This window comes from Ruegeria sp. AP11, assembly GCF_056535865.1.
The window spans coordinates 756,607-779,765 of sequence record NZ_JBQFJB010000002.1 but is presented as its reverse complement, the minus strand read 5'-3'; the positions used below and the strand labels follow the sequence as shown (position 1 = coordinate 779,765).

Genomic DNA, 23,159 nt, shown 5'->3' with positions numbered 1-23,159 from the left:
CAGAGGAGGACAGAGTGATGACGAAACTGATCATGAACCGCAGGCGGTTTCTGGGCACGACGGCGGCGGGACTTGCCGCCACGAGCCTGCCGCTGCCCGCGCTGGCGCAGAACGCACCGGTCAAGATTGGCATGATTTCGCCCCTGACCGGCGGCGGGGCCTCATACGGGCCCAACATCGTCAAGGCGGCGCAGGTGATCGCAGGCCAGATCAACGACGCGGGCGGCATTCTGGATGGCCGTCAGATCGAGATCATCGCCGAGGACAGCGAAACCAACCCCACCTCCGCCGTGCGCGCCGCGCGCAAGCTGCTGGACGTAGATCAGGTCAGCGCCATTGTCGGCATGTGGGGGTCCGGCCCGACGCTGGCGGTCAAGCCGCTGGCCATCGAAAAGGGCGTCTCGGTCAGCTGTCTGGGCGCGGCGGATGCGATCACCGAGGGCGACCATGGCGGGTTGATCTGGCGCTTTCAGGCCACGGGCCGCGAGTGGGGTATACCCCGGCCAAGGCGATGCTGGCGGCAGGCCACAAAAAGGTCGGTATCCTTGCGGTGCAGACCGCGTTCACCCAGTCGATGATCGGCCCCTTCATCGAGACCATCGAGGCCGGTGGCGGCGAAGTGGTGGTGCAGGCCGAGGTAAAGCCCGATCAGCCCAGCTTCCGCGCCGAAGTCGACAAGGTCATGAGCGAGGACGTCACCGCCGTCTTCCTGCCCGCCTATGTCACCCAGTTCACCTCGATCGCCAAGGAATGGTTCCGGGGCGGTTATGAGGCCGAGCTTTACACTCTGACCATCGCCGCCAGCGCCGGTGTGAACGGCGGCGGCAAGTTCATCGAAGCCGTCGGCACCGAGGTCGGCGAGGGTATCAACCACCTGCAGGCCACCAATGACAGTTCTTCCGCTGCTTACAAAGAGTTCGAGGGTCTGATGGGTGTCGAACCCGGCACCTTCCTGCCTTTCTCGGCCCTGTGCGCGGATTCGATGGCCGTGCACGCCGCCGCAATGGAAAAGGCAGGCACGCCGGACGCGACGGTCTATACCAAGGAAATCCTGAACATCACCAATGGCGGTGGATCAGATGTCGGCGGAGCGGTTCCGTTGCTCGAAGCTGTTCGGACCGGCAATCCGGTCAACTATACCGGCTACGGCATGGACGTAGCCTTCCACCCGGATGGCAATCTGAAAGACCGGCCTTTCGCGCACTTTGTCATCAAGGATGGTAAGGACGTCGAGCTGGGCACGATCTGAACCGGTCTGAAGCACGGCAGCCCCAAATGTCGGGGCTGTCTATCAAGCAACACCGAATTAAGCGTTCCAAATGGCTGAAAATGATAACATCACGGTTCTGGGGGCCGGGATCGTGGGGATATGCTGTGCTCTGTCCCTTGTTCAACGCGGCTTCGCAGTCACGCTGATAGATCGGGCGGCGCCCGGGCAGGCCACATCCGCCGGAAATGCGGGGATCATCTCACCATGGTCCAGCATTCCACAGCCTCTTCCAGGTATGTGGAAAAAAGTGCCCGGCTGTCTGCTTGATCCCGATGGGCCTTTGACGGTGAAGCCTTCTTACCTGCCCCGATTGCTTCCCTGGGGCCTGAGGTTCTTGCGAGAAGGGCATCCCGACCGAATTGGTCCGATTTCGGACGCGATGGATTTCCTGAACGGCGGCTGCATTAGTTTATTCCGCCGCCATCTGGCGGGAACCGGTCATGAAGACCTGATTGTGGACAGTTACTATGTGCACGCCTTTCGAAACGCCGACTCTGCCAATCCTGAAACGCTGGACTACAGTATGCGCCAGTCTCGCGGCGCAGAAATCGAACGGATAGACGCAGGCGAGCTTCGCGAATTGGAGCCGCATCTGACGACAGAATTTCAAGCTGCTATTCTGATAAAGGGACAGGCGCGGGCGGTGTCTCCGGGTCGGATCGCCACTGTTCTGGCCGAGAAATTTCAAACCCTGGGCGGCACTATTCTGCGCGAAACTGTGCATGGTGTTGGACCCACTCCTAACGGTGATTGGCTTTACACCACCGATCAGGGCCAGAGAACGGCGGCAAAACTGGTCATTGCAATGGGCGTATGGTCTGCGGAGTTTTTGCGACGATTGGGCTTAAAAATCCCGATGGAATCCGAGCGTGGATATCATGTTTCATTCACCGATCCGGGCGTCACGCTGACTCATTCGGTCATGGATATGGACATGAAATTTGTCGCTTCCTCGATGGCCGAAGGGTTGCGCGTTGCCGGAACTGCAGAGTTCGCAGGGCTTGACGCACCCGACAACCCGAAACGCCTTGAGGGGCTGGTTACACTGGCTCGTGCGTTGTTGCCCGATCTTGACGACAGCAACATGTCCACATGGTCCGGTCAGCGGCCCAGTTTACCCGACAGCCTGCCTTGTATTGGCGAGATCGAGGGGTTTCCCGGCTTGATCGCAGCGTTTGGCCACAGCCACTATGGCTTGATGATGGCCCCAAAGACGGGCGAGTTGGTTGCGGATATCGCGGCGGGTACACCGATGAACCACGATCTGTCGGCCTTTAGGGCCACCCGGTATCAAAGGGTGTAAGCGACATATTCCGCCCGGGAAGGGATTATCTGCAAACCATTGCGGCAAATCGAGATCAGTGGGGGCGTCTAAGTATCCCCTCCCATCAAAAGTCCAGCCCAAGATCGACACAAGGATAAGAATGGGTCAGCGCCCCGGACGAGATGTAATTCACGCCCGTCGCCGCCACGGCTGCCACCGTGTCGATGTTGATGTTGCCCGAGGCCTCGGTGATCAGTCGACCGTCGACCAGCGCAACCGCTTTGGTCAGAATGTCGGGCGACATGTTGTCCAGCAAGACGACATCGGCTCCGCCCACCTCAAGCACTTCGGCCAATTGATCCAGCGTGTCCACCTCGATCTCGACCTTCATCATGTGCGAGGCGCGAGCCTGCGTCGCCTCCAGTACCGCACGCACGCCACCCGCCGCCGCGATATGGTTGTCTTTGATCAGGATCGCGTCGGACAGGGAAAACCGATGATTGAAACCACCGCCATGCAGAACGGCCTGTTTTTCTACGATGCGCAGACCGGGTGTGGTTTTGCGCGTGCAGGTGATGCGCGCCCTGGTGCCCCTGGTTTCCGCCACCAGCGCCGCCGTCGCGGTGGCCACACCGCACAGCCGTCCAGCAAAGTTCAACGCCACGCGCTCTCCTGACAGGATCGAGGACGCTTTGCCCCGGATCTCCATCAGCGTGTCGCCCCTGGCGCAGCGCTGCCCGTCCGCAATGTGTGTCGAGATCTCCAACGAAGGATCGACCAGCCGGAAGGCCAACGCAGCAACCTGCATTCCCGAGACCACGGCATCCGCGCGGGCGTTCAGTCGGGCGGCATAGGTTGCATCCTCGGGGATTACGGTCTGAGTGGTGATATCGCCATAGGCGCCCAAATCCTCCATCAGTGCTGATCGCACCAAAGGTTCCAAGATCAGGTCGGGCAAAGCCGGATGGGTCATTCTGCGTCCTTTGCAATACGGTCCCGCAAGGCCAGAGCATCGCCCAGCATCAGGGCAGAGCGTTGGCCGGGTCCGGGAATAAGATCAGGAAAATCAGAGCGGTAATGCGTGCCACGGCTTTCCTCGCGCAGCAACGCGGCTGCCGCGATCAGGGTGGCGGTGGCCGTCATGTTCAGGAATAGGTCGCAGCCCGTGTGCCGGGCCTCAAGCGTTGCGATATCGGTCAGGGCATGGTGCAGACCATCCTGATCACGGACCACGCCAACAAATTTGGTCATGGTGTTGCGCAGAGCGGACAAATCGGGGTGTTGCCCGGCAGAACCATCGGGCACCAGAGCGATGTCGACTTCCGGCGCGCTCCGTTCGGAGACATCCGTCGCAATGTCTCGCGCGCAGGCGCGCGCAAACACCAAAGCCTCAAGCAAACCGTTCGACGCCAGTCGGTTCGCGCCGTGCAACCCGGTCGAGGCGGCCTCGCCACAGGCCCAAAGCCCGTTCAATGAGCTTCGGCCGGCCAGATCGGTTTCGACACCGCCCATGTGGTAATGCGCCGAGGCCGTCACCGGGATCGGATCGTGTACCGGGTCCACACCATGGCGCAGGCAGGCTTCGGTCACGGTCGGAAAGTTGTCCCCGATCGCGGCGCCGATGGCCTTGCGCGTATCCAGAGCGGGACGATTGCCCAACTGCGTCTGCTGGTAGACGGCACGCGCAACAGTGTCGCGCGGAGCCAGTTCAGCGTCAGGATGGATATCGGGCATGAACCGATGTCCATTGCTATCGATCAGAACGGCACCTTCGCCCCGCAATGCCTCGGTCGCCAGCGGTGTAGGGTCTTCACCGACGTCGATTGCAGTGGGGTGAAACTGGATGAACTCGGCATCCGCAATCCGCGCACCGGCGCGGGCGGCCATACCAATGCCCTGACCCCGAATACGCGCAGGATTGGTGGTTTGGGCATAAAGACCAGCCGAGCCGCCGGTTGCCAAGATATGCGCCGACCCGCGCAACAGAACCTGAGGTCCACCCGGTGCTTCGGCGTTGGTCAGATAGACGCCGCTGACCTTCTCACCATCGCTTTCCAGCCCAACCGCCAGCGCCCCTTCTACGACCTGAATAGACGGAGTTTGACGCAGGGCGACGATCAGCGCTCGCATGATCTCGGCCCCGGCCTGATCGCCCTTGACCCGAACCACCCGCGCGGCTGAATGCGCTGCCTCACGTGACTGGACAAAGCCCCCATCGGCAGTGCGGTCGAACCCGGTGCCCAGATCGGATAGATCAAGGATATGCTCCGGCGCGGCGTTGGTCACAAACTCGGCCACTTCGCGCAGAACCGAACCAGCCCCGGCGCGCATGGTGTCCTCTGCGTGCGCCTGCGGGCTGTCTGTGCGCGCCATTGCCGCTGCGACGCCACCCTGCGCCCAGGCCGAGCTTGCTCCAATTCCAAGCGGTTCGGGCGAGATCATCACGACGGGGCAGGGGGCCAACTTCAGCGCCGCGTAAACCGCCGCCAGCCCGGCCCCGATGATCACCACACGTGGCGTCTCGACAGTCTGCATGTCGTCGGTCAAATACCCAGTTGGCGCGACAGATCGATCATACGCTGCACCGACAGTCTTGCTTTGCTGGCGATTTCGGCATCCACCTTGACCTGTCCGGTCATGGTGTCGAGTGCGTAGAGCACTTTTTCAAGCGTGATCTTCTTCATGTACGGGCACATGTTGCAGGGGCCGACAAAATCGACCTCGGGCAGCGCGTCGGCAATGTTCGAAGCCATCGAACATTCAGTGATCAGCAGCGCCTTTTCCGGTTTCTCATCGGTGACATATTTGATGATGCCGCTGGTGGAGCCCGAGAAATCGGCCTCGGCCACAACATCCGGCGGACATTCGGGATGCGCGATCAGACGCGTGCCCGGGTTCCATTCACGGAAATCGCGCAGGTCATTGGCGCTGTACTGCTCGTGCACAATGCACGAGCCTTCCCACCAGACCACGTTTTTCTGCGGCACGTCGCGCGCGACGTTCTGCGCCAGATACTGATCGGGGGTCATGATGACAGTGTGGCTGTCCTGCGCCGCCACGATCTGTGCCGCGTTGGACGAGGTACAGCAGATGTCCGAGGCCGCTTTGACCTCGGCGGTGGTGTTTACATAGGATACGACGGGCGCGCCGGGATAGCGGCGGCGCATCTCGGCGATACCCTCAGCGGTGATCGATTCCGCCAGAGAGCATCCGGCCTCCATATCCGGCATCAGCACGGTTTTCCCGGGGCTGAGGATCTTTGATGTCTCGGCCATGAAATGCACACCGCATTGCACAATCACATCCGCCTCGACCTCGGTCGCTTTGATGGCCAGTTGCAGACTGTCACCGCCAAAATCTGAAATGCCGTGGTAAATCTCGGGCGTCATATAATTATGACCCAGAATGACCGCATTCCGCTCGGTCTTCAGATCGTTGATCGCCTTGACGTATGGCGCGTACACCGCCCAATCCACCGGAGATACCACACGGGACATCCGGTCATAAATATCGCTCATGCTTGCGGCAAGCTCGGGCGACGGGGCAAGGTCATACTTTTCGGAGAGGTGCGCGCGCTGCGCGGGAAGGTCGAACACGGGACTGGTTTTCTGCCTGATAAACGCGTGACACTCCTAATATGGGTTCTGAAGCGAATTGACCAGCACCTATCCTGGACGAATTTCCCAAAGTACGGATCGAGTTTGAAACAACTGGGTTTTTTGACCTGAATTTCAGGGTGACCAGAGCTGTTAATGCGGTTTTGGCTGTGACGTGCGGTCTAACGGCGTTAGTAAATGCAGTAGAAAAATGAGTGAGACTTGGCGCTAGGTCACTTGCAACTCGCTTCATTATAGTATACCGCGGCATACAAATAAATTTGGTCAGGTGTTCGCTACACTTTGAGCATCTGCCAGCAAGCCACAATTGCCGGAATGAGCCATGAGCCTGTACACAGAATACCTCGACGAAATTGAAACCCGCAAAGCGCAGGGCCTGCACCCCAAGCCCATTGATGACGGCGCGCTTGTCAGAGAGCTTGTTGATCAGATCAAGGATGTCGATCATCCGCATCGGGCAGAGTCGCTGAACCATTTCATCTACAACACGCTGCCTGGCACGACCAGCGCTGCCGGTGAGAAGGCGCGATTCCTGAAGGAGATCGTTCTGAGCGATGCGGTGGTCGAAGAAATTTCGGTGGCCTTCGCCTTTGAATTGCTGTCGCACATGAAGGGTGGCCCTTCGGTTGAGGTGCTTCTGGACCTGGCTTTGAGTGACAACGCCGAGATCGCAGCGCAGGCGGCAGAGGTTCTGAAAACGCAGGTCTTCTTGTACGACGCTGATACCGATCGCCTGAAAGAAGCCTTCGAGGCGGGCAATTCCAAGGCGCGCGAAATCCTTGAAAGCTATGCCCAGGCTGAGTTCTTCACCAAGCTGCCGGATATCGATGAAGAGATCGAAGTCGTGACCTATGTTGCCGCCGAAGGTGACATCTCGACCGATCTGCTGTCGCCGGGCAATCAGGCGCATTCACGTGCAGACCGGGAACTGCACGGCAAGTGCTTTATTTCCGAGAAGGCGCAGCAAGAGATTGAGGCGCTGAAGTTGCAGTACCCCGGCAAGCATGTGATGCTGATTGCGGAAAAGGGGACCATGGGTGTGGGCTCGTCGCGCATGTCCGGCGTTAACAACGTGGCGTTGTGGACTGGCAAACAGGCCAGCCCTTATGTGCCCTTCGTCAACTTCGCCCCGATCGTTGCGGGCACCAACGGTATCTCGCCGATCTTCCTGACCACCGTGGGCGTGACCGGTGGCATCGGTCTTGATCTGAAAAACTGGGTCAAGAAGGTGGACGAGGATGGCAAAGCGATCCTGAACAATGATGGCAACCCGATCCTTGAAGAGAAGTATTCGGTCGCAACCGGCACCGTCCTCAAGATCAACTCCAAAGACCGCAAGCTGCTGAGCGAAGATGGAGAGGAACTGGTCGACGTATCCTCGTCCTTTACCCCGCAGAAAGTGGAGTTCATGAAGGCCGGGGGTTCGTACGCGATTGTCTTCGGCAAGAAACTCCAGACATTTGCGGCTGAAACATTGGGAATTGAAGCGCCTTTGGTTTTCGCGCCATCCAAGGAAATCAGTCACGAAGGGCAGGGCCTGACTGCCGTTGAGAAGATCTTCAACAAAAATGCCTTGGGCACAACGCCAGGCAAGACACTGCATGCCGGTTCTGATGTGCGTGTAAAGGTCAATATAGTTGGCTCGCAGGATACCACTGGCCTGATGACCATGCAGGAGCTTGAGGCGATGGCCGCGACAGTTGTGGCGCCCAGTGTTGATGGAGCCTATCAGTCGGGGTGTCACACAGCATCGGTCTGGGATGCCAAGGCGCAGGCCAACACGCCGCGCCTGATGAAGTTCATGAATGATTTCGGCCTCGTCACCGGACGTGACCCGAAAGGCGTTTATCATTCGATGACGGATGTGATCCACAAGGTGCTGAACGACATCACCGTGGATGACTGGTCTGTCATCATCGGCGGCGACAGCCACACCCGTATGTCAAAAGGCGTGGCCTTTGGGGCAGACTCGGGCACCGTGGCATTGGCGCTGGCGACCGGTGAGGCATCGATGCCGATCCCGGAATCGGTCAAAGTGACCTTCAAGGGCAAGATGGCCGGGCACATGGATTTCCGCGATGTGGTCCATGCCACACAGGCGCAGATGCTGGAACAGCATGGCGACAACGTGTTCCAGGGACGCGTGATCGAAGTGCATATCGGAACGCTGCTGGCGGATCAGGCCTTTACCTTCACCGACTGGACGGCTGAGATGAAGGCTAAGGCCTCGGTCTGTATCTCGAATGACGAGACTTTGGTCGGGTCGCTGGAATTGGCCAAATCGCGCATTCAGATCATGATCGACAAAGGCATGGAGCATGAAAATGGCATGCTGCAAAAGCTGATCGACATCGCAGATACACGCATTGCCGAGATCAAGTCGGGTGAGAAGCCTGCGTTGCGTCCGGATGACAATGCCACATACTTCGCAGAGGTTGTCGTTGATCTGGACCAGATCGACGAGCCGATGATCGCCGACCCCGATGTCAACAACGCCGATGTGTCCAAGCGATATACGCATGACACGATCCGTCCGATCTCTTATTACAATGCTGAAAAGCAGGTGGATCTGGGTTTTGTCGGCTCTTGCATGGTGCATAAGGGAGACATCAAGATTGTCGCTCAGATGCTGAAGAACCTCGAGAAAGAGACCGGTAAGGTCGAGTTCAAGGCACCTCTGGTGGTCGCGGCGCCGACCTACAATATCATCGACGAATTGAAGGAAGAGGGCGACTGGGAAGTGCTCGAAAGATACTCGGGCTTCGAATTCGACGACCTGTTCCCGAAACAGAAGGCGCGTACCGAGTACGAAAATATCCTGTATCTCGAACGCCCGGGCTGCAATCTCTGCATGGGCAACCAGGAGAAAGCCGCTAAGGGTGATACGGTTCTGGCCACGTCGACCCGCCTGTTCCAGGGCCGCGTCGTGGCAGACGCACCGGACAAGAAAGGCGAGAGCCTTCTGGCTTCGACCCCGGTTGTGGTGTTGTCCGCCATTCTGGGACGCACACCGAAAATAGAAGAATACAAGGCTGCGGTCGAAGGCATTGACCTGACTCGCTTCGTGCCATCGGCGGTCGATCCGGCGACTTCCAATTCAGTGCATTTCTAAAGATGCCGGGCCGGTCGTCGTTCTGACGACCGGCCCGCGCGCTCGATCTTGCCTGCGCATTTCAGTGATTGTCGCTGCACGGACCGGATCGAGTGAATGTTGAACAGCTCCAACATAACAGACGATCCGGCGTGAAGTCGGTGCCGGGCGCTAGTTCAACCGTTCACCCGTTTCCTTCGCGAAATATGATACTTTGCTCATGTCGATGGCAAAATTCAGCACCTCACCGGCCTTGGCACTGGTTTCGGCATGCAGCCGTGCGGTGACCTGTTTGCCGCCCAGTTCTGAGACGACATAAGTATCAGCCCCGGCGGGCTCGACCATGTCGACCATGCATTCGGCCTCCTGTACACCGGCTCCGGCACGGAATCCGGCCTCGGCGATGTCTTCTGGGCGCAAGCCCAGGATCACATCCTTTGGCAGAGACAGATTGCGGGCGTCGTTCAATACCAAAGTCTCGCCCGAAGGCCGAGAAATGGCAATCTGCGTCGCCGAACCGTTTTGACTTGCCTGCGCCGGGATCAGATTCATCGCAGGCGAGCCCATGAAATCGGCCACAAACAGGTTGGCCGGATTGTTATAGATCTCGGCCGGGCTACCGATCTGCTGCACGATCCCGCCTTTCAGAACGACGATCTTGGTGGCCAAAGTCATCGCCTCGATCTGGTCATGGGTCACGTAGACGATTGAAGCATCCAGCGTCTGGTGCAGCTTCTTGATCTCGGTACGCATTTCGACCCGCAGCTTGGCGTCGAGGTTCGACAGCGGCTCGTCAAACAGGAACAGCTTGGGGTCACGCACCAGCGCCCGACCCATCGCCACCCGCTGACGCTGACCACCTGACAACTGGCTGGGTCGGCGGTTCAGCAACTGCTCAATTTGCAGAAGTGAGGCGACCTGGTTCAGCTTGGCCTCCTGCGTCGCCTGATCCACACCACGCACCTTCATGCCGAAGGTGATGTTCTTGGCCACCGACATGGTCGGGTACAGAGCGTAGGATTGGAACACCATCGCGATGTCGCGATCCTTGGGGCTGACATGTGTCATGTCGTTGCCACCAATCGAAAGCGTGCCGCCTGTGATCGGTTCCAGTCCCGCTATGCAATTCAGCAGAGTGGACTTGCCGCAGCCTGAGGGGCCAACCAGCACCAGAAAATCGCCCGGATCAATCGAGATGTTGATGTCTTTCAGAATCTCGGTTGCGCCGTAGTTCTTATAGAGATTGTTGATATCAAGGATGGGAGCCATGGGTCTTATCCCTTCACTGAGCCAGCGGTCAGGCCGCGGATGAAATACTTACCGGCAACGACATAGACGAGCAGCGTCGGCAGCCCCGCGATGATCGCGGCGGCCATGTCGACGTTGTACTCTTTGACGCCGGTGGTGGAGTTTACGATGTTGTTGAGCGCTACGGTCACGGGCTGCGTCCCCGCCTGGCTGAACGACACGCCGAACAGAAAGTCGTTCCAGATCTGGGTGAACTGCCAGATCACGGTCACCACGATGATGGGTAGCGATAGCGGCAGGAAGATCGACCAGAAAATCCGCAGGAAACCGGCCCCATCGACACGGGCCGCCTTGGTCAGCTCGGCCGGAATGGTGACATAGTAGTTGCGGAAGAACAGCGTGGTGAAGCCCAGCCCATAGATCACGTGGACAAAGATCAGGCCCGGAATGGTCCCGGCGATCCCCATCATGCCCAACAGACGCGCCATCGGCAGCAGAACAACCTGAAACGGGATGAAGCAGCCGAACAGCATCAGCGAGAAGATGATGTTGGCCCCTTTGAACCGCCACTGCGCCACGACATAGCCATTCAGCGCACCCAGCAGGGTGGAGATGGCGACCGCAGGCACCGCGATCAGGACCGAGTTCCAGAAGTAAGGGCGCAGACCTTCGCACTGGATACCGGTACAGGCCCCGGACCATGCGGTTTTCCAGGCGACAAAGCTGACCTCGCGCGGAAGCGAAATCAGGCTGCCAGTACGGATTTCCTCAAGGCTTTTCAGCGATGTGGTCAACATCACGAACAGCGGCATCAGGTAATACAGCGCGAACAGGCCCAGCAGGACATACAGTAGCCATCGCAGGGCAATCTTGCCGGCGGCGCTTTGGGTGCGGGTTTGGGTTTGGGGCATCGACAGATCAGTCATTTTTCGCCCTCAGCTCTGAGTAAAGGTAGGGAACCACGATGGCAAAGACGACCAGCATCATGATCATCGCGGACGAGGCCGCCTGACCGATATCGCCGCGCGAAAAAGCCATGGCATACATGTAGGTGGCTGGCAGATCGGTCGCATAACCCGGACCACCACCCGTTAGGGCGATGACCAGATCAAAGCTCTTGATTGCGAGGTGCGCCAGTACGATGAAGGCCGATAGGAAGATCGGGGCCATCGAGGGGATGATGATCGCCGTATAGATGCGCCAGGTGGGGATGCCATCGACCTGCGCGGCCTTGATGATTTCGCCATCCACCGATCTCAGACCAGCCAGAAACAGCGCCATAACGAAGCCCGAGCTTTGCCAGATCGCGGCCATAACAATGGTGTAGATGGCGTAGTCAGGGTTCACCAGCCAGTCGAATTCGAAATTGGTAAAGCCCCAGCCCTGCACCATGGACTCAATGCCCAGACCTGGGTTCAAAATCCACTTCCACGCCGTGCCGGTCACGATCATCGACAGCGCCATGGGGTACAGGTAGATCGTGCGGATCGCCCCTTCGACGCGGATCTTCTGATCCAGCAGGATGGCCAGCAACAGGCCCAGTACCATCGCGATGACGATGAACAGCGCGCCAAAGATATACAGGTTGTTGATCGCCGTATCCCAACGGGGAGAGTCGAACAGGCGTTCATACTGGATGAAGCCATTGATCTCGTATTTCGGCAGTAGTTTCGATCGGGTCAGTGACACCCATGCGGTCCATCCGATAAATCCGTAGACAAAGATCAATACGGCGATGAACGACGGTGCCAGCACCACCTTGGGCAGGTGGTTTTCCAGCCATTCGGACATTTTAGCCTCCGGGGAAAGATGCTCTGCCCCGCATTATAGGGGGCAGAGCGTGTTGGATCAGTAGCTGTTCGCTACCGCGTCCGCCAGTTGCTGAACCGCGTCAGCCGAGGACATATCCGAGTTGAAATGCGCGGTCACAACATCGGTGATCGCACCGGACTGCGCACCGCGCAGCGCCATGCCATGGGCGTAGGACGGCAGCAGCGAGCCACCTGCCGAGGTTGACCCCATATCTTCGGCCGACAGGTTTGCGCAGATGTCAAAGTCATCCAGCGCCACGTCGGTCCGCGCAGGGATCGAGCCTTTGTTCAGGTTGAACACTTTCTGGAAGTTTGGCGCGACGATCAGCTTGGCCAGCAGGTCCTGACCGGCTTTCTTGTCGTCGCCTTCCACGTCAAACATGGCAAAGCTGTCGACGTTGTACAGATAGCCGTCACCGGGGGTCGAGGCGCACAGGAAATCTTCGCCGGGCTTCTTGCCGGCCGCCAGGAATTCACCCTTGGCCCAGTCACCCATGATCTGGAACGCCGCTTCGCCGTTCATGACCATCGCGGTCGCCAGGTTCCAGTCGCGGCCCGAGAAGTTTTCATCCACGTATCCGCGCAGGGTGCGCATCTGGTCAAAGACCTGAACCATGGTGTCCGAGGTCAGCGCCTCGGGGTCCAGATCGACCAGTGCTTTCTGGAAGAACTCGGGTCCGCCAATGCCCAGAACCACGGTTTCAAAGACGGTTGCGTCCTGCCACGCCTGACCACCATGGGCCAGCGGGATCACACCAGCGGCTTGCAGTTTATCGGCTGCGGCGTTGAATTCGTCCCATGTGGTCGGCATCTCGATGCCGTTTGCGGCCAGAACGTCGGCGTTGGCCCAGATCCAGTCGACGCGGTGAACGTTAACCGGAGCCGCGCACCAGGTACCTTCGCATTGCATGTGGCCAGCAATCGAGGCGGGTAGTACGTCCGCCCAGCCTTCTGCCTCGGCAACGCTGGAGATGTCGGCCAAAACGCCTTCTTCATACCATTCCTGAATGGCGGGGCCTTTCAACTGAACGGCAGTTGGTGCGTTACCGGCCAGAACACGTGCGCGCAGTGCGGTCATCGCCGCATCACCGCCACCACCGGCAACTGGCATATCGGTCCAGGTGCCACCGTTCGAGGCGAATTCTTCCTGCAGAACGGCTACTGATTTGGCTTCACCACCCGATGTCCACCAATGCAGAACTTCAGCCTGCGGCTCGGCCACAGCGGACGACGCGGCCGCAACGGCCAGTGTCGAAACGGTGGCAAATGCAAAACGATTCATATCTTGTCTCCTCCCAAGATTGTATTTTGACTGCCGGAGCAGCGATGCCCGCAATACTGCGACTAGATCAGCGTCTGGCAACGCGGAATCCGTACTGTGCATCTTTCGAGGCCCAGTTTTTCACTGCTTTTGTTACAGCGTGTTACGTTGACATTGAATCTGTTTCCGTTCGTTACAATGGATGATGCCAGAGGTGCAAAGATTGGGAGGACATACCGCGTGAGCATTCCGCGACTTTTGGTGGTGGATGACGACCCCGAGATGCGGTCGATGATGACCCAATTCCTGCAACAGAATGGGTTCATCGCCTTGCCCGCCAGCACCGAATCCGAGGTCCGGTCACACCTGACCGCGGGCCGGATCGATCTGATCCTGCTGGACGTGATGCTGGGCGATGAGAATGGTGTCGAGATCTGCGCCCGCCTGCGCGCCGAACAGGATGTGCCGATCATTCTTGTCTCGGCGCTGTCTGCCGACCATCAACGGATGGCAGGATATGAAGTCGGCGCCGACGACTATATTGCCAAGCCGTTCAACCCGCAGCTCTTGCTCGCGCGTGTCCGCGCGGTGATGCAGCGCGCCCGCCGCACGCCGTCTTTGGCCTATCGCCGTCGGACCAAGAGCTTTCGGTTCAATGACTGGAGCTATGATGGCAAACGCGACGAGGTTCATTCGCCCGAAGGTTATCTGGTCTCGCTGTCGCAACGGGAAACCGCGCTGCTTAAGGTTTTGCTGGCCAACCCGCATATCCCGCTAACCCGGGATGAGATTGCCGCTGCGCTGGATGTCACAGGCGAAGCAGACAAACCCGAGGCGCAGGGCCGCGCCATTGATATGCTGGTCGGCAGGCTGCGCTCGAAGATCGAGGTTAATCCGAAAGACCCGCAAATGCTGCGCACGGAACGCGGGGTCGGCTATGTCTTTGCCGCCGAGGTGTCGGTGGAAGAGGACGCATGACACCGCGCCTGCGCAGCCTGGGATGGATCTGGACCGGGGCGGCCTTTACCACCGGCCTGCTTGCTGCCGGATTATGGTTCGCCTCGGCGCGCGCATGGGATAGCTTCCTGACTCGCGCCTATGTCGCCGGGTTCACCGTGTATGAGGATCTGCGCGTGGCTCAGACACCGCCGCCGGGGATCAAAATCACGCCGCTTCCACCCGAGATCTCTCGGCTGGCCGATGCCGGGGAATTCGAACAATTGCCGGGACTGTCGGATCGCAGCTTTGTGACAAACCTCTCGATCCTCACGGACAGCACTGCGCCTTTGGCTGGGCGCGAACTGACGCTTGCGGTGATGTCTGATCGGTTGGTCTATCCAGTCTCGGATATCATGTCGCGCATCGATCAGACCGGACCCGAGAAGCTGGGCAACCTGACCCGGCTGTTGGCAACCTACTGCAGTGAGCCCATCCTGATCGCGCAATTCGGGCGCAGCCCCTGGCAACGGGTGGATGGCACCGATGTCTGGGGCTGCAGGGCTGCGCCCACTGATCTGCGCCTGCCCGCCATTCTGGCAGCAGTTGTGGCGCTGGCGGTCATTCTCGGATCGGTCGGCAATGTGTCCGACAGCTTCACCCGCTTTGCCACTGCTCTGCGCGACCGCAAACGCCGGGGCGGGCCGAATAGCTATGAGGCGGACGGCCCTGCGGAACTGCGCGAGATCGTTCTGGCCGTGAATGCGCATCTGGATGACGAACGGATGCAACTGGAAAAGCGCGCCACGGTTCTGTCGGGCGTCAGCCATGATCTGGGCACGCCAGCGACCCGTGTGCGCCTGCGCGCCGCGCTGATCGCAGATGATGAACTACGCGAAAAGCTTGAGGCCGATGTGGACCAGATGACCGGCATGATCGAAAGCGTGCTGACCTACACCCGCTCGGAACTCAGCGTTGAGGAACCGCAACAGATTTCGCTGACCGCCTTGGTTGAATCGCTTGTCGCCGATTATCAGGATATGGAAAAGCCCGTCACGCTGCAGAAAATCGCCCCGGTCGAGATTGAGGGCGCGCCTTCGGTTTTCATGTCCCGTCGCGGGCACGGATCTTTGACGGAAACTCGGCGAATGCTTGTTGTGGGGCGGCCAATCTCGCTCAGGCGGGCCTTGACCAACCTGATCGACAACGCGCTGAAATACGGCCGCTGCGCCGAGGTCCAACTGGAAACCGACGCCACCACTGCGACCATTACGGTGGAAGACAAAGGGGCAGATTTGTCTGTCGCGGATATCGAGGCGCTGATGGCGCCCTTCCGGCGAGGTTCGAACACAGGGTCTTCCGATGGGTTCGGTCTGGGCCTGACGATTGCCGCCACGATTGCCGAACAACACGGAGGTGCGCTGAGTTTCGAGGTCGGAGATCAGGGCCTGCGCGCGTGTCTGCGGATCACGCGGCAATAACTCATCGACAAGACCCGCATCACCAGAAGGTCGCTGGCTCCTGATGCGCTCGCCTTGCCCCGTTGTCCCAGTTTCGTTTACTCATTGCCATGTAGGCACATTCAGAGAGACTGCCATGGAAAGGGACATTGGCCGGCCCAACGGCCCGATTGGTTTACTGATTTTAATTCTGGTTTTGGTTTTCGGGGCCGTCCAAATCTACTTCTGGACCGACCGCAGTATCTGGATAGATGAAGTTTCGCAGCTTCTGAATTTTCCGCTGGACAACCTGGCCCAGGCCTTCGGCCCTTTGCCCGAGGCGCAGCAGGCAGGGCCGCCGGTGTTCAACCTGCTGCTTCACTCCATCTCTGGCCTGTCAATTCATTCGATGCGACTGGTCATCATCCTGCTGACGCTGTGCGTGATCTCGGCGGCACTTGTCGGCGCCTTTGGCAAGCGTGCTCTGCCGCTGGCGGCAGGGTTGTTCGTGTTGCTGTCGCTTCCGTCATTTTTGATCAACGGCTCGATGCTGAAATTCTATGCCTTCGATGCAGCCGGGTTCGCCATCTTCGCGGCCTGGATCTACGCGAAAGACCGGAGTGCGACACTCAATTTTTGCGACATTGCGATCCTTTTGGCGGGTCTTCTTCTGGGCGTTTCGACCATTGTAGGCTCTTGTGTCGTGGTGGGTGTATTTCTGATCCTACGGCTGCTCAGGCGTCAGCTTGAGGTCAGAGAGATCGCGCTGGCTGGCCTGATGATTGTGCTGGCTCTGGCCTACTATCTTCAGATTGGTCATGCGACAAAAATCCAGATCACCGCGTTCCCCGACGCTTATGGGGGGCTGGGATTGGAGGCGTTGTACCGGTTCGGCAACGCCGCGCAGGAGCTGTTTCAGACTAGGGGCGCAGCCATACTGCTATTGGTGTGTCTGACCGCTTTGGCCGCACTTGCGTTCTTGAAAGGGTCAGAGCAATCGCAGCTAGCGGGTCTGGTTTTGTTTGTCACCACCATTACGGCAGTCTTTCTGGGTCTTGCCGCAATTGGCAAATATCCGGCGGTCAGTTCGCGCCATCTGGTTTGGATGTTGGGGATATTCCCCGTATTGTCCGGGGCGGTGGTCGATTGCCTTTTACGCTCCACAAGCTATCGCCGTCCCTTTGCATTTGCGGGGTTGGCTGTGCTGTGCTGCGTTTTCGCAGCGACCGGGATGCGCGTGGTGACGAAATGGCCGCCGCGTCTTGTCGAAGGATCAGGCAGTCAGGTGATCGAAACATTGGCGGACCTGCCGCCATCGCAGGTATTGCATTATTTCGGAACATTTCGTCTGATCCCGCTGATGATCGAGCGCGGCGCACCCATATCGCATCACAGCTACGCGCCATCTTTGTCGACCCAGAGCGTTGCGATAGATCCGTCTTATTTCGACCCAAAATGGGACGGGATGGACGCCGAGCGATATTCCGAAGCGATCAAGGATATGCTGCATAATGACCCTACGGCCTGGTCGAAAATGTACATCATGCTGCGGTTACGCGGCGATTTTCGCCCGCTGGCGCGGTTTGTTCTGGATGCGGCGCCCCGCGATGGCAGCACGTTCTATATTAGCTCGATCCATGCAAGTTGGCCCGGAGAACCGGGGCGGGCGACCCACGGGTTGCGACAAGTGCTTGACGAAAGGTCCTGCGACTATGAACCGGTTGGTGTTTTTGAAACGCTGCTCAGTCCCGGTTACGTCCTGAAGGTCAAATGCCCGGAATCTTCCGGGCCCTGAACGCAGCGGGTAGCGATCTCATAGTTTCAGTTTCTTGAACACATTCTCTGGAATGTTGCAGATGATCGTCATGATGAGCCACCAGATCGAACGGACATAAACCACGTTTTTACCACGTTCGACAGCTGTGGCGATCTTATCGGCAACCTCCATCGGTTGTGCCGTCAACCGTTCGGGCAAGTCCATGTTTTCCGTCATCTGCGTGGCGACAAAACCGGGCAGCACCGTCACCACATGCACACCCTTCTTTGCCAGCCGGTTCCTCAGACCAGACAGGAAGGCGGTAAACCCTGCTTTGGCCGAGCCATAGATATAGTTTGTGGCGCGCCCGCGCAGACCGGCGACCGAACTGATACCGACCAGCGTGCCGGAACCACGCGTCTCGAACCGGTTGGCGAGTTCCGCCAGAATGCCCGCCGGACCTTCGTAATTCGAACGCATGACAAGGCGGGAGGCTGCTAGATTCTGTTCGTTCTGCGATTGCTCACCCATGAACCCGACGGCGCAAACCGCGATCGTTGGCAGGTCTGGCAGGCCGTCAACGAAGTCTGCAAAACCATCGGGCTGCAGCGCGTCGAACGTATGAAGTGTAACGTCGACGTTGTAGCGCGTCGTGATGTCGGCGCGATTGGGTTCCAGAGTTTCGACATTGCGCGCCGCTAGCTGGATCGGATGGCCGAGGCTTGCGAACTTATGCGCCACCGCGAGGCCGATGTCCGAGCGCGCACCAAGAATGAGAACGGAATCTTTGCTCATAGCACGAGCCTTTCGGATTGGGAGGATTGAAAAGTATCAGAGGCACCGCTGTCCTGACGTTGTGCCACGAACCGCGCTACACGCGGATCACTCTTGATCAATGTCTGTGCGGTCATCCGGGCATCCTTGGCCAGATAGAAGCGGCCCCCATGGGCGATGGAAATTTGGTCGAGCCGTTCCAGCAACCTGAGGTTTTTGGTGGTGGCAGGAAAGTCCAGTGCCAGTGTGTAACCGAGCATGGGGAACGAAAACTTGCTGGATTGTTCGCCAAACCGTTTCAGAACAGCCAGAAATGACCCGGCGCCAGCCTCGGAAATAGCCTCAAGCAGAGCTTCGAGACCTGCTTTGGATGCCTCAAGCGGCAAAGCGCATTGGAATTGCAGAAACCCTTTTCGCCCATAGATCCGGTTCCAGTTCAAAATCGCATCCAGAGGATAAAAATAGCTGTCCCAATCCACCAGGCTGTCGCCGGCCTTGCGCAATCCAGCGCGGTAGTAGAGCGCGTTGAACGCCTTCACCGCGGGGCCGGACATGGCAAAACCTGGAAAGTCGAAGGACACACTCTTTTTTCGTTTGGGACGCAGCGCGTACCGGTCAACATTTTCCCGGGCACCCAGCATGTCGCGCGGGGCGTGTTCGCCCAACATAACCAAAGACCGGCCCCGGTTTGCGCCGCCTTTGAGACAATCGATCCATGCGACTGAATACGGGCTTGCGTTGGAGGTCTCGAAAATCTCCATCGCTTCAGACAGGTTCCGGGCCGGGATCGTGGTTTGCCTGATCCAGCCGGTCTCGACCGGTTGAAGCTGAATGGCGGCCCGCAGGATAATTCCGGTCAGCCCCATACTGCCGGGTACCCAGTCAAACAGATCAGGGTTTTCCGTACGGGATGCCCGGTGCACCTGACCGGAGGCATCCATGACATCGACCCATTCAAGGGCCGCCGCCATTGAGCCGTCACGATGATGGTTCTTGCCATGCACATCGGCGGCGATCATGCCGCCCAAGGTCACGAATTTGGTACCCGGCGTGATCAGAGGGAACCAACCGCGCGGCAGGAAAGAGGTGATGACATCCGCCAGCAACACACCAGCCTCTGCAACCAGAATGCCGGTTTCCGCATCGAACGAGATCATGCGGTTGAAGTGACGCATGTCGATTGTGCCACGACGACTGATGGCGCAGTCGCCATATGCACGCCCGTTCCCGCGCGCGATGACGCCGCCTTTGGTCAAAGCCGCGGTCAGGTCGGCCTCGGAACGCGGCCTGTCAACGACCGGTGCAAAGATGACTGGAAACCGCCCCCAGCCGCTGAGCATCATGTGGCACGCCCCAGCGACAGCATCGCGTCAGTGAACACGTAGCGCCGGTCCAGATTGTATTTCACCACATAGCCGATGGTCAGGCCGATTACGGCACCAATCTCTCGTGCAAGTTCGGTTTTCCAGATCAGCCAGCAGGCCGTCTCGGAACCCCAGAAGATTGTGGTCGTGACCAGCCCCATGATGGTATAAAGCGTGAATTTCTTGCCATGCGCTGCCGCGCCCGAGGACAGATCATAGAAGATCCAGCGTTTGTCCAGAAGGTACTTAATAACCAGACCTACGAATGTACCTGCGCCCATGGCAATTACGAAGTGGCCCAAACTTTCGCCCCAAAGCAAAACCAGCCGTTGGGTCGTCAGGTTTGCAATCGTCGCAACGACTGCAAACGCGCCATAACGCAGGACCAGCCCCCCCAATGTCATAGCAGCGCACCCCAGACGGCGCAGAACAGAATGCCCAGAAAACACAGTTGGCTGGTACGGTCCTTGGCGGCAAACACGACCGGGTCGTCATGCATATGTCCGCGATGGGTGATCATGATAATGCGGGTCAGCCAATAGAGCAGGATCAAGCATACCACCCAAAGCGCAGTAGGTGACCGGTAGAGCTCTACCACAATGGGGGAGTTGATATAGAGCGCCATCACCAGCACAGACACATAACCCGATGAGATTGCCACCTGACTGATCAGCGGCAGATCGTCGACCTGATATCCGCGGCCCGCAGCCTCCATCGCGCCACGTTTGGCGGTGTCTATCAGTTCGGCCTGACGCTTGACCGAGGCCAATGACAGGAAGAAAAACACCGAAAACGCCAACAGCCAGACCGACAGTGGTGTTTCAGTCGCGTATCCACCGGCGATGATGCGTGTCGTGTACAATCCGGCCAGCATCATGATGTCGATCACGATCCGGCGTTTGATGTTCAACGAATAGGCGGTCGTCGCGACATAATAGAAGACCATCGCCCCCAATAGGGCGAGATTGACACTTGCGGCGATGACGATGCCAAGCGCCAGCATCCCAATTGCCATCCAAGTGCCATGTGCGATCGGAATCGCCCCTGACGCAAAAGGTCGTTTGCATTTGCGCGGGTGGGCCCGGTCGGCAGCGAGATCCAGAAGATCATTTGTGACATAGGCGCTAGATGCGACCATCGAAAAGGAGATGAACGCCATCAGAGCTGCGAAAAACGTACCCCAGTCATATTGATGGGCCGCCAGCATCGGCAGAAATACCAATATGTTCTTGAGCCACTGATGCGGACGAATTGCTTTAATGTACGGCTTGATAGAGTTGGGTTGAGTTTGAAGATGATCAACCTGTGGGCCCAGATTGTCCACAGTTTTGCGCAGCGAAGCAGGGGCGTTGACGGTGATCGCACGTTCGGCCTGTGACCATACAGGAATATCGGCATGGGCATCGCCCATATAGGCGAAGCCGCCCTCGAAGTGATTCTTCAGAAACGAAGCTTTTGCAGGGCCTTTAAGGTTGCGTACCCCGTCCGATCCATAGATCTCGTCGAAAATTCCCAGATGGTCGAAGACACACCGGGCGATGTTTTCGTCACTGGCTGTTACCAGCGCCGTCTGACCGCCCCGGGCACGCCAATTTTTTACATAGGTTATGACCTCTGGGTCGTAGGGCAGTGTCGCCACATCCAGTGGACCGGATTGGGCGAGGTCCTGCTTCAGCTTTGCCTTGCTTTGCATCAATGCGCCGACAGCCTGAATTGGCGTCCGCCAGTTTTTTCCCAATGCGCTCCAAAAAGTCTCAAATAAAATGTCGGAGCGCAGCAGCGTTCCGTCCAGATCCACTACCAGAACTGGTAAAGGTGTTTCACTCGTCATATGAACAAATGGCCGAAGCCCCTCAAGCTGCTAGTCAGATAATCCAAGTATATATATTTGCATGGCTATGGAAATAAAATGGCGGATGTATGTCTTGCGAGGCGCAATTTTATACAATCTCCTTTAGTGTGCCTCTGCTCTGCTGCCCAACCTTCTGCCACCTGGGCGTAGAGTTTTCCGCCTTTTCTCATCATGACTTGCTGGTATCGTCATGTGAGTTTGCCAGCATTGCCGGTGGGATGTTCCCGATGGCGCTGTGCGGTCTTTCTTTGTTGTAGTATCTACGCCGCTCCTCCATCTTTTCGCAAGCATCTGCCAGCGACAGGAACCAATGCATGTTCAGACACTCTGCTTTGAACTTGGAGTTAAATGCTTCGACGAAGGCGTTATCGGTTGGTTTGCCCGGGCGTGAGAAGTCGAGCGTGACGCCATTTTGATAGGCCCATAAGTCCATATCCCGAGAGATGAACTCGCTTCCATTATCCACCCGTATCGTCGCCGGGAAGCCGATCTGCAGACACACTCGATCCAGCGTAGCGACAACATCCTCGCCCTTGTAACTGAACTTCAGGTTGATGACGGGTGAGACGCGCGAGAATGTATCGACCACAGTCAGGACGCGCAGTTTACGGCCAGTCGCAAGCTGATCATGAGCGAAGTCCATTGCCTACACATTATTGGGCCTCGCGGCATCCGAGCGATCCTCCCTCAGCTTGGCCTTCACCCGCCGTTTTGGCGATTTGTTCCGTAATTGCAGCCCCATCTCGCGGTAAATCCTGTAAACTTTCTTGACGTTGACCGGTAAACCCTCGCGGCGCAACACATAGTACACGCGCCTGTATCCATAACGGACACGGGTCTCACAGATCTCTTTGATGCGCCGTGTCAGGACGGTCGGATCAGTGCAGCGGGAAGCATACTGGTAGGTCGATCTGTCGAACCGCAACACCTTGCAGGCGCGCCTGACAGACACCCGCCAGACTTCCCGGACACCGTCAATAAGCTCGCGCTTCCGATCCGACCTCAGAGCGTTCGCTTGATGACGTCCTGCTACATCTCCCGGTCCAGCGTCAAATCGGCCACAATCCTTTTCAAGCGACTGTTCTCGTCTGCCAACTCGCGCAGACGACGCATGTCAGGGGGCAACATACCCGAATACTTCTTCTTCCAATTGAAATATGTCGCCGAGCTGTTCCCGGCCTCACGGCAGACTTCAGCAACTGTCTTATCTTCTTCAACCTACTTCAAAACAAACGCTTTCTGCGCGTCCGTAAATCTCGCTGCTTTCATCGCTTCCGTTCCTCCTCCCAGCCAGGAATTCGTCGCGGAAAACCCTAATCACAAATGGCCAGAAAATCGCGTCTCAGAGCACGTTTGTTTCAAACAATTCCAGCAGCTTACTTCTGTATAGCTGGATCTGCAGTCTGCCACGTTGTTTTTGCGGTCGGCCATTCCCACGCGGTTTGATAAAGTCGCATGGGAACATGGTGTGTCAAA

18 protein-coding genes and 1 pseudogene are annotated in these 23,159 nt (G+C 58.1%); 7 read left to right on the top strand and 12 right to left on the bottom strand.

From position 1 onward, the window contains the following. Positions 1-17 precede the first annotated feature (17 nt). The 3 genes from ACR3E4_RS21360 to ACR3E4_RS21350 all read left to right on the top strand — a co-directional run bounded on the left by ACR3E4_RS21360 (position 18) and on the right by ACR3E4_RS21350 (position 2,573). Positions 18-578, top strand: a complete 561-nt coding sequence (locus ACR3E4_RS21360) for an ABC transporter substrate-binding protein (protein ID WP_480567231.1) — start codon at positions 18-20, stop codon at positions 576-578. Continuing rightward, on the top strand, positions 488-1,249 hold the full coding sequence (locus ACR3E4_RS21355; protein ID WP_480567229.1) for an ABC transporter substrate-binding protein: 762 nt from the start codon (positions 488-490) through the stop codon (positions 1,247-1,249). The genes ACR3E4_RS21360 and ACR3E4_RS21355 overlap by 91 nt, the downstream gene beginning before the upstream one ends. Before the next feature lie 70 nt (positions 1,250-1,319). Next, positions 1,320-2,573: an NAD(P)/FAD-dependent oxidoreductase gene (locus tag ACR3E4_RS21350; protein WP_480536012.1), complete on the top strand. Its 1,254-nt coding sequence runs from the start codon at positions 1,320-1,322 to the stop codon at positions 2,571-2,573. Between the two features lie 85 nt (positions 2,574-2,658). Here ACR3E4_RS21350 and nadC read toward each other — a convergent pair whose 3' ends face one another. From nadC to nadA, 3 genes are read right to left on the bottom strand one after another with little or no spacing between them, the layout of a single operon-like run. Next, a complete protein-coding gene (gene nadC / locus ACR3E4_RS21345) occupies positions 2,659-3,507 on the bottom strand; it encodes a carboxylating nicotinate-nucleotide diphosphorylase (protein WP_480536013.1) in 849 nt (282 codons plus the stop codon). Continuing rightward, positions 3,504-5,069 (bottom strand): L-aspartate oxidase, encoded by a 1,566-nt coding sequence (locus ACR3E4_RS21340; RefSeq protein ID WP_480536014.1) that lies wholly within the window; start codon positions 5,067-5,069, stop codon positions 3,504-3,506. Before ACR3E4_RS21340 ends, nadC begins: the two co-directional genes overlap by 4 nt. 8 nt (positions 5,070-5,077) lie before the next feature. Further along, complete coding sequence (gene nadA / locus ACR3E4_RS21335) at positions 5,078-6,130, bottom strand: quinolinate synthase NadA (protein WP_480536016.1); 1,053 nt, start codon at positions 6,128-6,130, stop codon at positions 5,078-5,080. 343 nt (positions 6,131-6,473) lie between these two features. On the opposite strand from nadA, the gene ACR3E4_RS21330 reads away from it, so the two are divergent. After that, positions 6,474-9,263, top strand: coding sequence for a bifunctional aconitate hydratase 2/2-methylisocitrate dehydratase (locus ACR3E4_RS21330; protein ID WP_480536017.1), 2,790 nt, complete (start codon positions 6,474-6,476; stop codon positions 9,261-9,263). Between the two features lie 150 nt (positions 9,264-9,413). On the opposite strand, the gene ACR3E4_RS21325 is transcribed toward ACR3E4_RS21330, so the two are convergent. Genes ACR3E4_RS21325 through ACR3E4_RS21310 form a run of 4 tightly spaced genes read right to left on the bottom strand, consistent with a single transcriptional unit; the run spans position 9,414 to position 13,583 of the window. After that, complete coding sequence (locus tag ACR3E4_RS21325) at positions 9,414-10,511, bottom strand: ABC transporter ATP-binding protein (RefSeq protein WP_480536018.1); 1,098 nt, start codon at positions 10,509-10,511, stop codon at positions 9,414-9,416. A gap of 5 nt (positions 10,512-10,516) precedes the next feature. After that, positions 10,517-11,416, bottom strand: a complete 900-nt coding sequence (locus tag ACR3E4_RS21320; RefSeq protein ID WP_480536019.1) for a carbohydrate ABC transporter permease — start codon at positions 11,414-11,416, stop codon at positions 10,517-10,519. Continuing rightward, on the bottom strand, positions 11,409-12,281 hold the full coding sequence (locus ACR3E4_RS21315; protein ID WP_170622510.1) for a carbohydrate ABC transporter permease: 873 nt from the start codon (positions 12,279-12,281) through the stop codon (positions 11,409-11,411). The genes ACR3E4_RS21320 and ACR3E4_RS21315 overlap by 8 nt, the downstream gene beginning before the upstream one ends. A gap of 57 nt (positions 12,282-12,338) precedes the next feature. Next, positions 12,339-13,583 (bottom strand): ABC transporter substrate-binding protein, encoded by a 1,245-nt coding sequence (locus ACR3E4_RS21310; protein ID WP_480536020.1) that lies wholly within the window; start codon positions 13,581-13,583, stop codon positions 12,339-12,341. A 219-nt stretch (positions 13,584-13,802) separates the two neighbouring features. Here ACR3E4_RS21310 and ACR3E4_RS21305 point away from each other — a divergent pair, with 219 nt between their 5' ends. From ACR3E4_RS21305 to ACR3E4_RS21295, 3 genes are all read left to right on the top strand, one after another. Then, positions 13,803-14,540 (top strand): response regulator transcription factor, encoded by a 738-nt coding sequence (locus tag ACR3E4_RS21305; RefSeq protein WP_480536021.1) that lies wholly within the window; start codon positions 13,803-13,805, stop codon positions 14,538-14,540. Beyond that, positions 14,537-15,979 (top strand): sensor histidine kinase, encoded by a 1,443-nt coding sequence (locus tag ACR3E4_RS21300; RefSeq protein ID WP_480536023.1) that lies wholly within the window; start codon positions 14,537-14,539, stop codon positions 15,977-15,979. Before ACR3E4_RS21305 ends, ACR3E4_RS21300 begins: the two co-directional genes overlap by 4 nt. Positions 15,980-16,094: 115 nt before the next feature. After that, positions 16,095-17,732 (top strand): hypothetical protein, encoded by a 1,638-nt coding sequence (locus ACR3E4_RS21295; RefSeq protein ID WP_480536025.1) that lies wholly within the window; start codon positions 16,095-16,097, stop codon positions 17,730-17,732. Positions 17,733-17,750: 18 nt separating this feature from the next. Here ACR3E4_RS21295 and ACR3E4_RS21290 read toward each other — a convergent pair whose 3' ends face one another. The 5 genes and pseudogenes from ACR3E4_RS21290 to ACR3E4_RS21270 form a co-directional block, all read right to left on the bottom strand. Continuing rightward, positions 17,751-18,488 (bottom strand): SDR family oxidoreductase, encoded by a 738-nt coding sequence (locus ACR3E4_RS21290; protein WP_480536026.1) that lies wholly within the window; start codon positions 18,486-18,488, stop codon positions 17,751-17,753. After that, positions 18,485-19,810, bottom strand: a complete 1,326-nt coding sequence (locus tag ACR3E4_RS21285; RefSeq protein WP_480536028.1) for an FAD-binding oxidoreductase — start codon at positions 19,808-19,810, stop codon at positions 18,485-18,487. The genes ACR3E4_RS21290 and ACR3E4_RS21285 overlap by 4 nt, the downstream gene beginning before the upstream one ends. Then, positions 19,807-20,235, bottom strand: a complete 429-nt coding sequence (locus ACR3E4_RS21280) for a GtrA family protein (protein WP_480536029.1) — start codon at positions 20,233-20,235, stop codon at positions 19,807-19,809. The genes ACR3E4_RS21285 and ACR3E4_RS21280 overlap by 4 nt, the downstream gene beginning before the upstream one ends. After that, positions 20,232-21,662 carry a UbiA family prenyltransferase gene (locus ACR3E4_RS21275; protein WP_480536030.1) on the bottom strand — a complete coding sequence of 477 codons (1,431 nt, stop codon included), beginning with the start codon at positions 21,660-21,662 and terminating at the stop codon, positions 20,232-20,234. Before ACR3E4_RS21275 ends, ACR3E4_RS21280 begins: the two co-directional genes overlap by 4 nt. 190 nt (positions 21,663-21,852) lie before the next feature. Beyond that, positions 21,853-22,952: pseudogene (locus tag ACR3E4_RS21270) on the bottom strand (IS3 family transposase). Between the last annotated feature and the right edge of the window lie 207 nt (positions 22,953-23,159).

Excerpts from the sequence above, each read along its gene's own strand:
- ACR3E4_RS21340 (WP_480536014.1), bottom strand. The coding sequence starts at position 5,069 with ATGCAGACTGTCGAGACGCCACGTGTGGTGATCATCGGGGCCGGGCTG.
- ACR3E4_RS21360 (WP_480567231.1), top strand. The coding sequence starts at position 18 with ATGACGAAACTGATCATGAACCGCAGGCGGTTTCTGGGCACGACGGCG.
- ACR3E4_RS21350 (WP_480536012.1), top strand. The coding sequence starts at position 1,320 with ATGGCTGAAAATGATAACATCACGGTTCTGGGGGCCGGGATCGTGGGG.
- ACR3E4_RS21325 (WP_480536018.1), bottom strand. The coding sequence starts at position 10,511 with ATGGCTCCCATCCTTGATATCAACAATCTCTATAAGAACTACGGCGCA.
- nadC (WP_480536013.1), bottom strand. The coding sequence starts at position 3,507 with ATGACCCATCCGGCTTTGCCCGACCTGATCTTGGAACCTTTGGTGCGA.
- ACR3E4_RS21300 (WP_480536023.1), top strand. The coding sequence starts at position 14,537 with ATGACACCGCGCCTGCGCAGCCTGGGATGGATCTGGACCGGGGCGGCC.
- ACR3E4_RS21285 (WP_480536028.1), bottom strand. The coding sequence starts at position 19,810 with ATGATGCTCAGCGGCTGGGGGCGGTTTCCAGTCATCTTTGCACCGGTC.
- ACR3E4_RS21275 (WP_480536030.1), bottom strand. The coding sequence starts at position 21,662 with ATGACGAGTGAAACACCTTTACCAGTTCTGGTAGTGGATCTGGACGGA.
- ACR3E4_RS21330 (WP_480536017.1), top strand. The coding sequence starts at position 6,474 with ATGAGCCTGTACACAGAATACCTCGACGAAATTGAAACCCGCAAAGCG.
- ACR3E4_RS21310 (WP_480536020.1), bottom strand. The coding sequence starts at position 13,583 with ATGAATCGTTTTGCATTTGCCACCGTTTCGACACTGGCCGTTGCGGCC.
- ACR3E4_RS21315 (WP_170622510.1), bottom strand. The coding sequence starts at position 12,281 with ATGTCCGAATGGCTGGAAAACCACCTGCCCAAGGTGGTGCTGGCACCG.
- ACR3E4_RS21320 (WP_480536019.1), bottom strand. The coding sequence starts at position 11,416 with ATGACTGATCTGTCGATGCCCCAAACCCAAACCCGCACCCAAAGCGCC.
- ACR3E4_RS21290 (WP_480536026.1), bottom strand. The coding sequence starts at position 18,488 with ATGAGCAAAGATTCCGTTCTCATTCTTGGTGCGCGCTCGGACATCGGC.
- ACR3E4_RS21280 (WP_480536029.1), bottom strand. The coding sequence starts at position 20,235 with ATGACATTGGGGGGGCTGGTCCTGCGTTATGGCGCGTTTGCAGTCGTT.
- ACR3E4_RS21295 (WP_480536025.1), top strand. The coding sequence starts at position 16,095 with ATGGAAAGGGACATTGGCCGGCCCAACGGCCCGATTGGTTTACTGATT.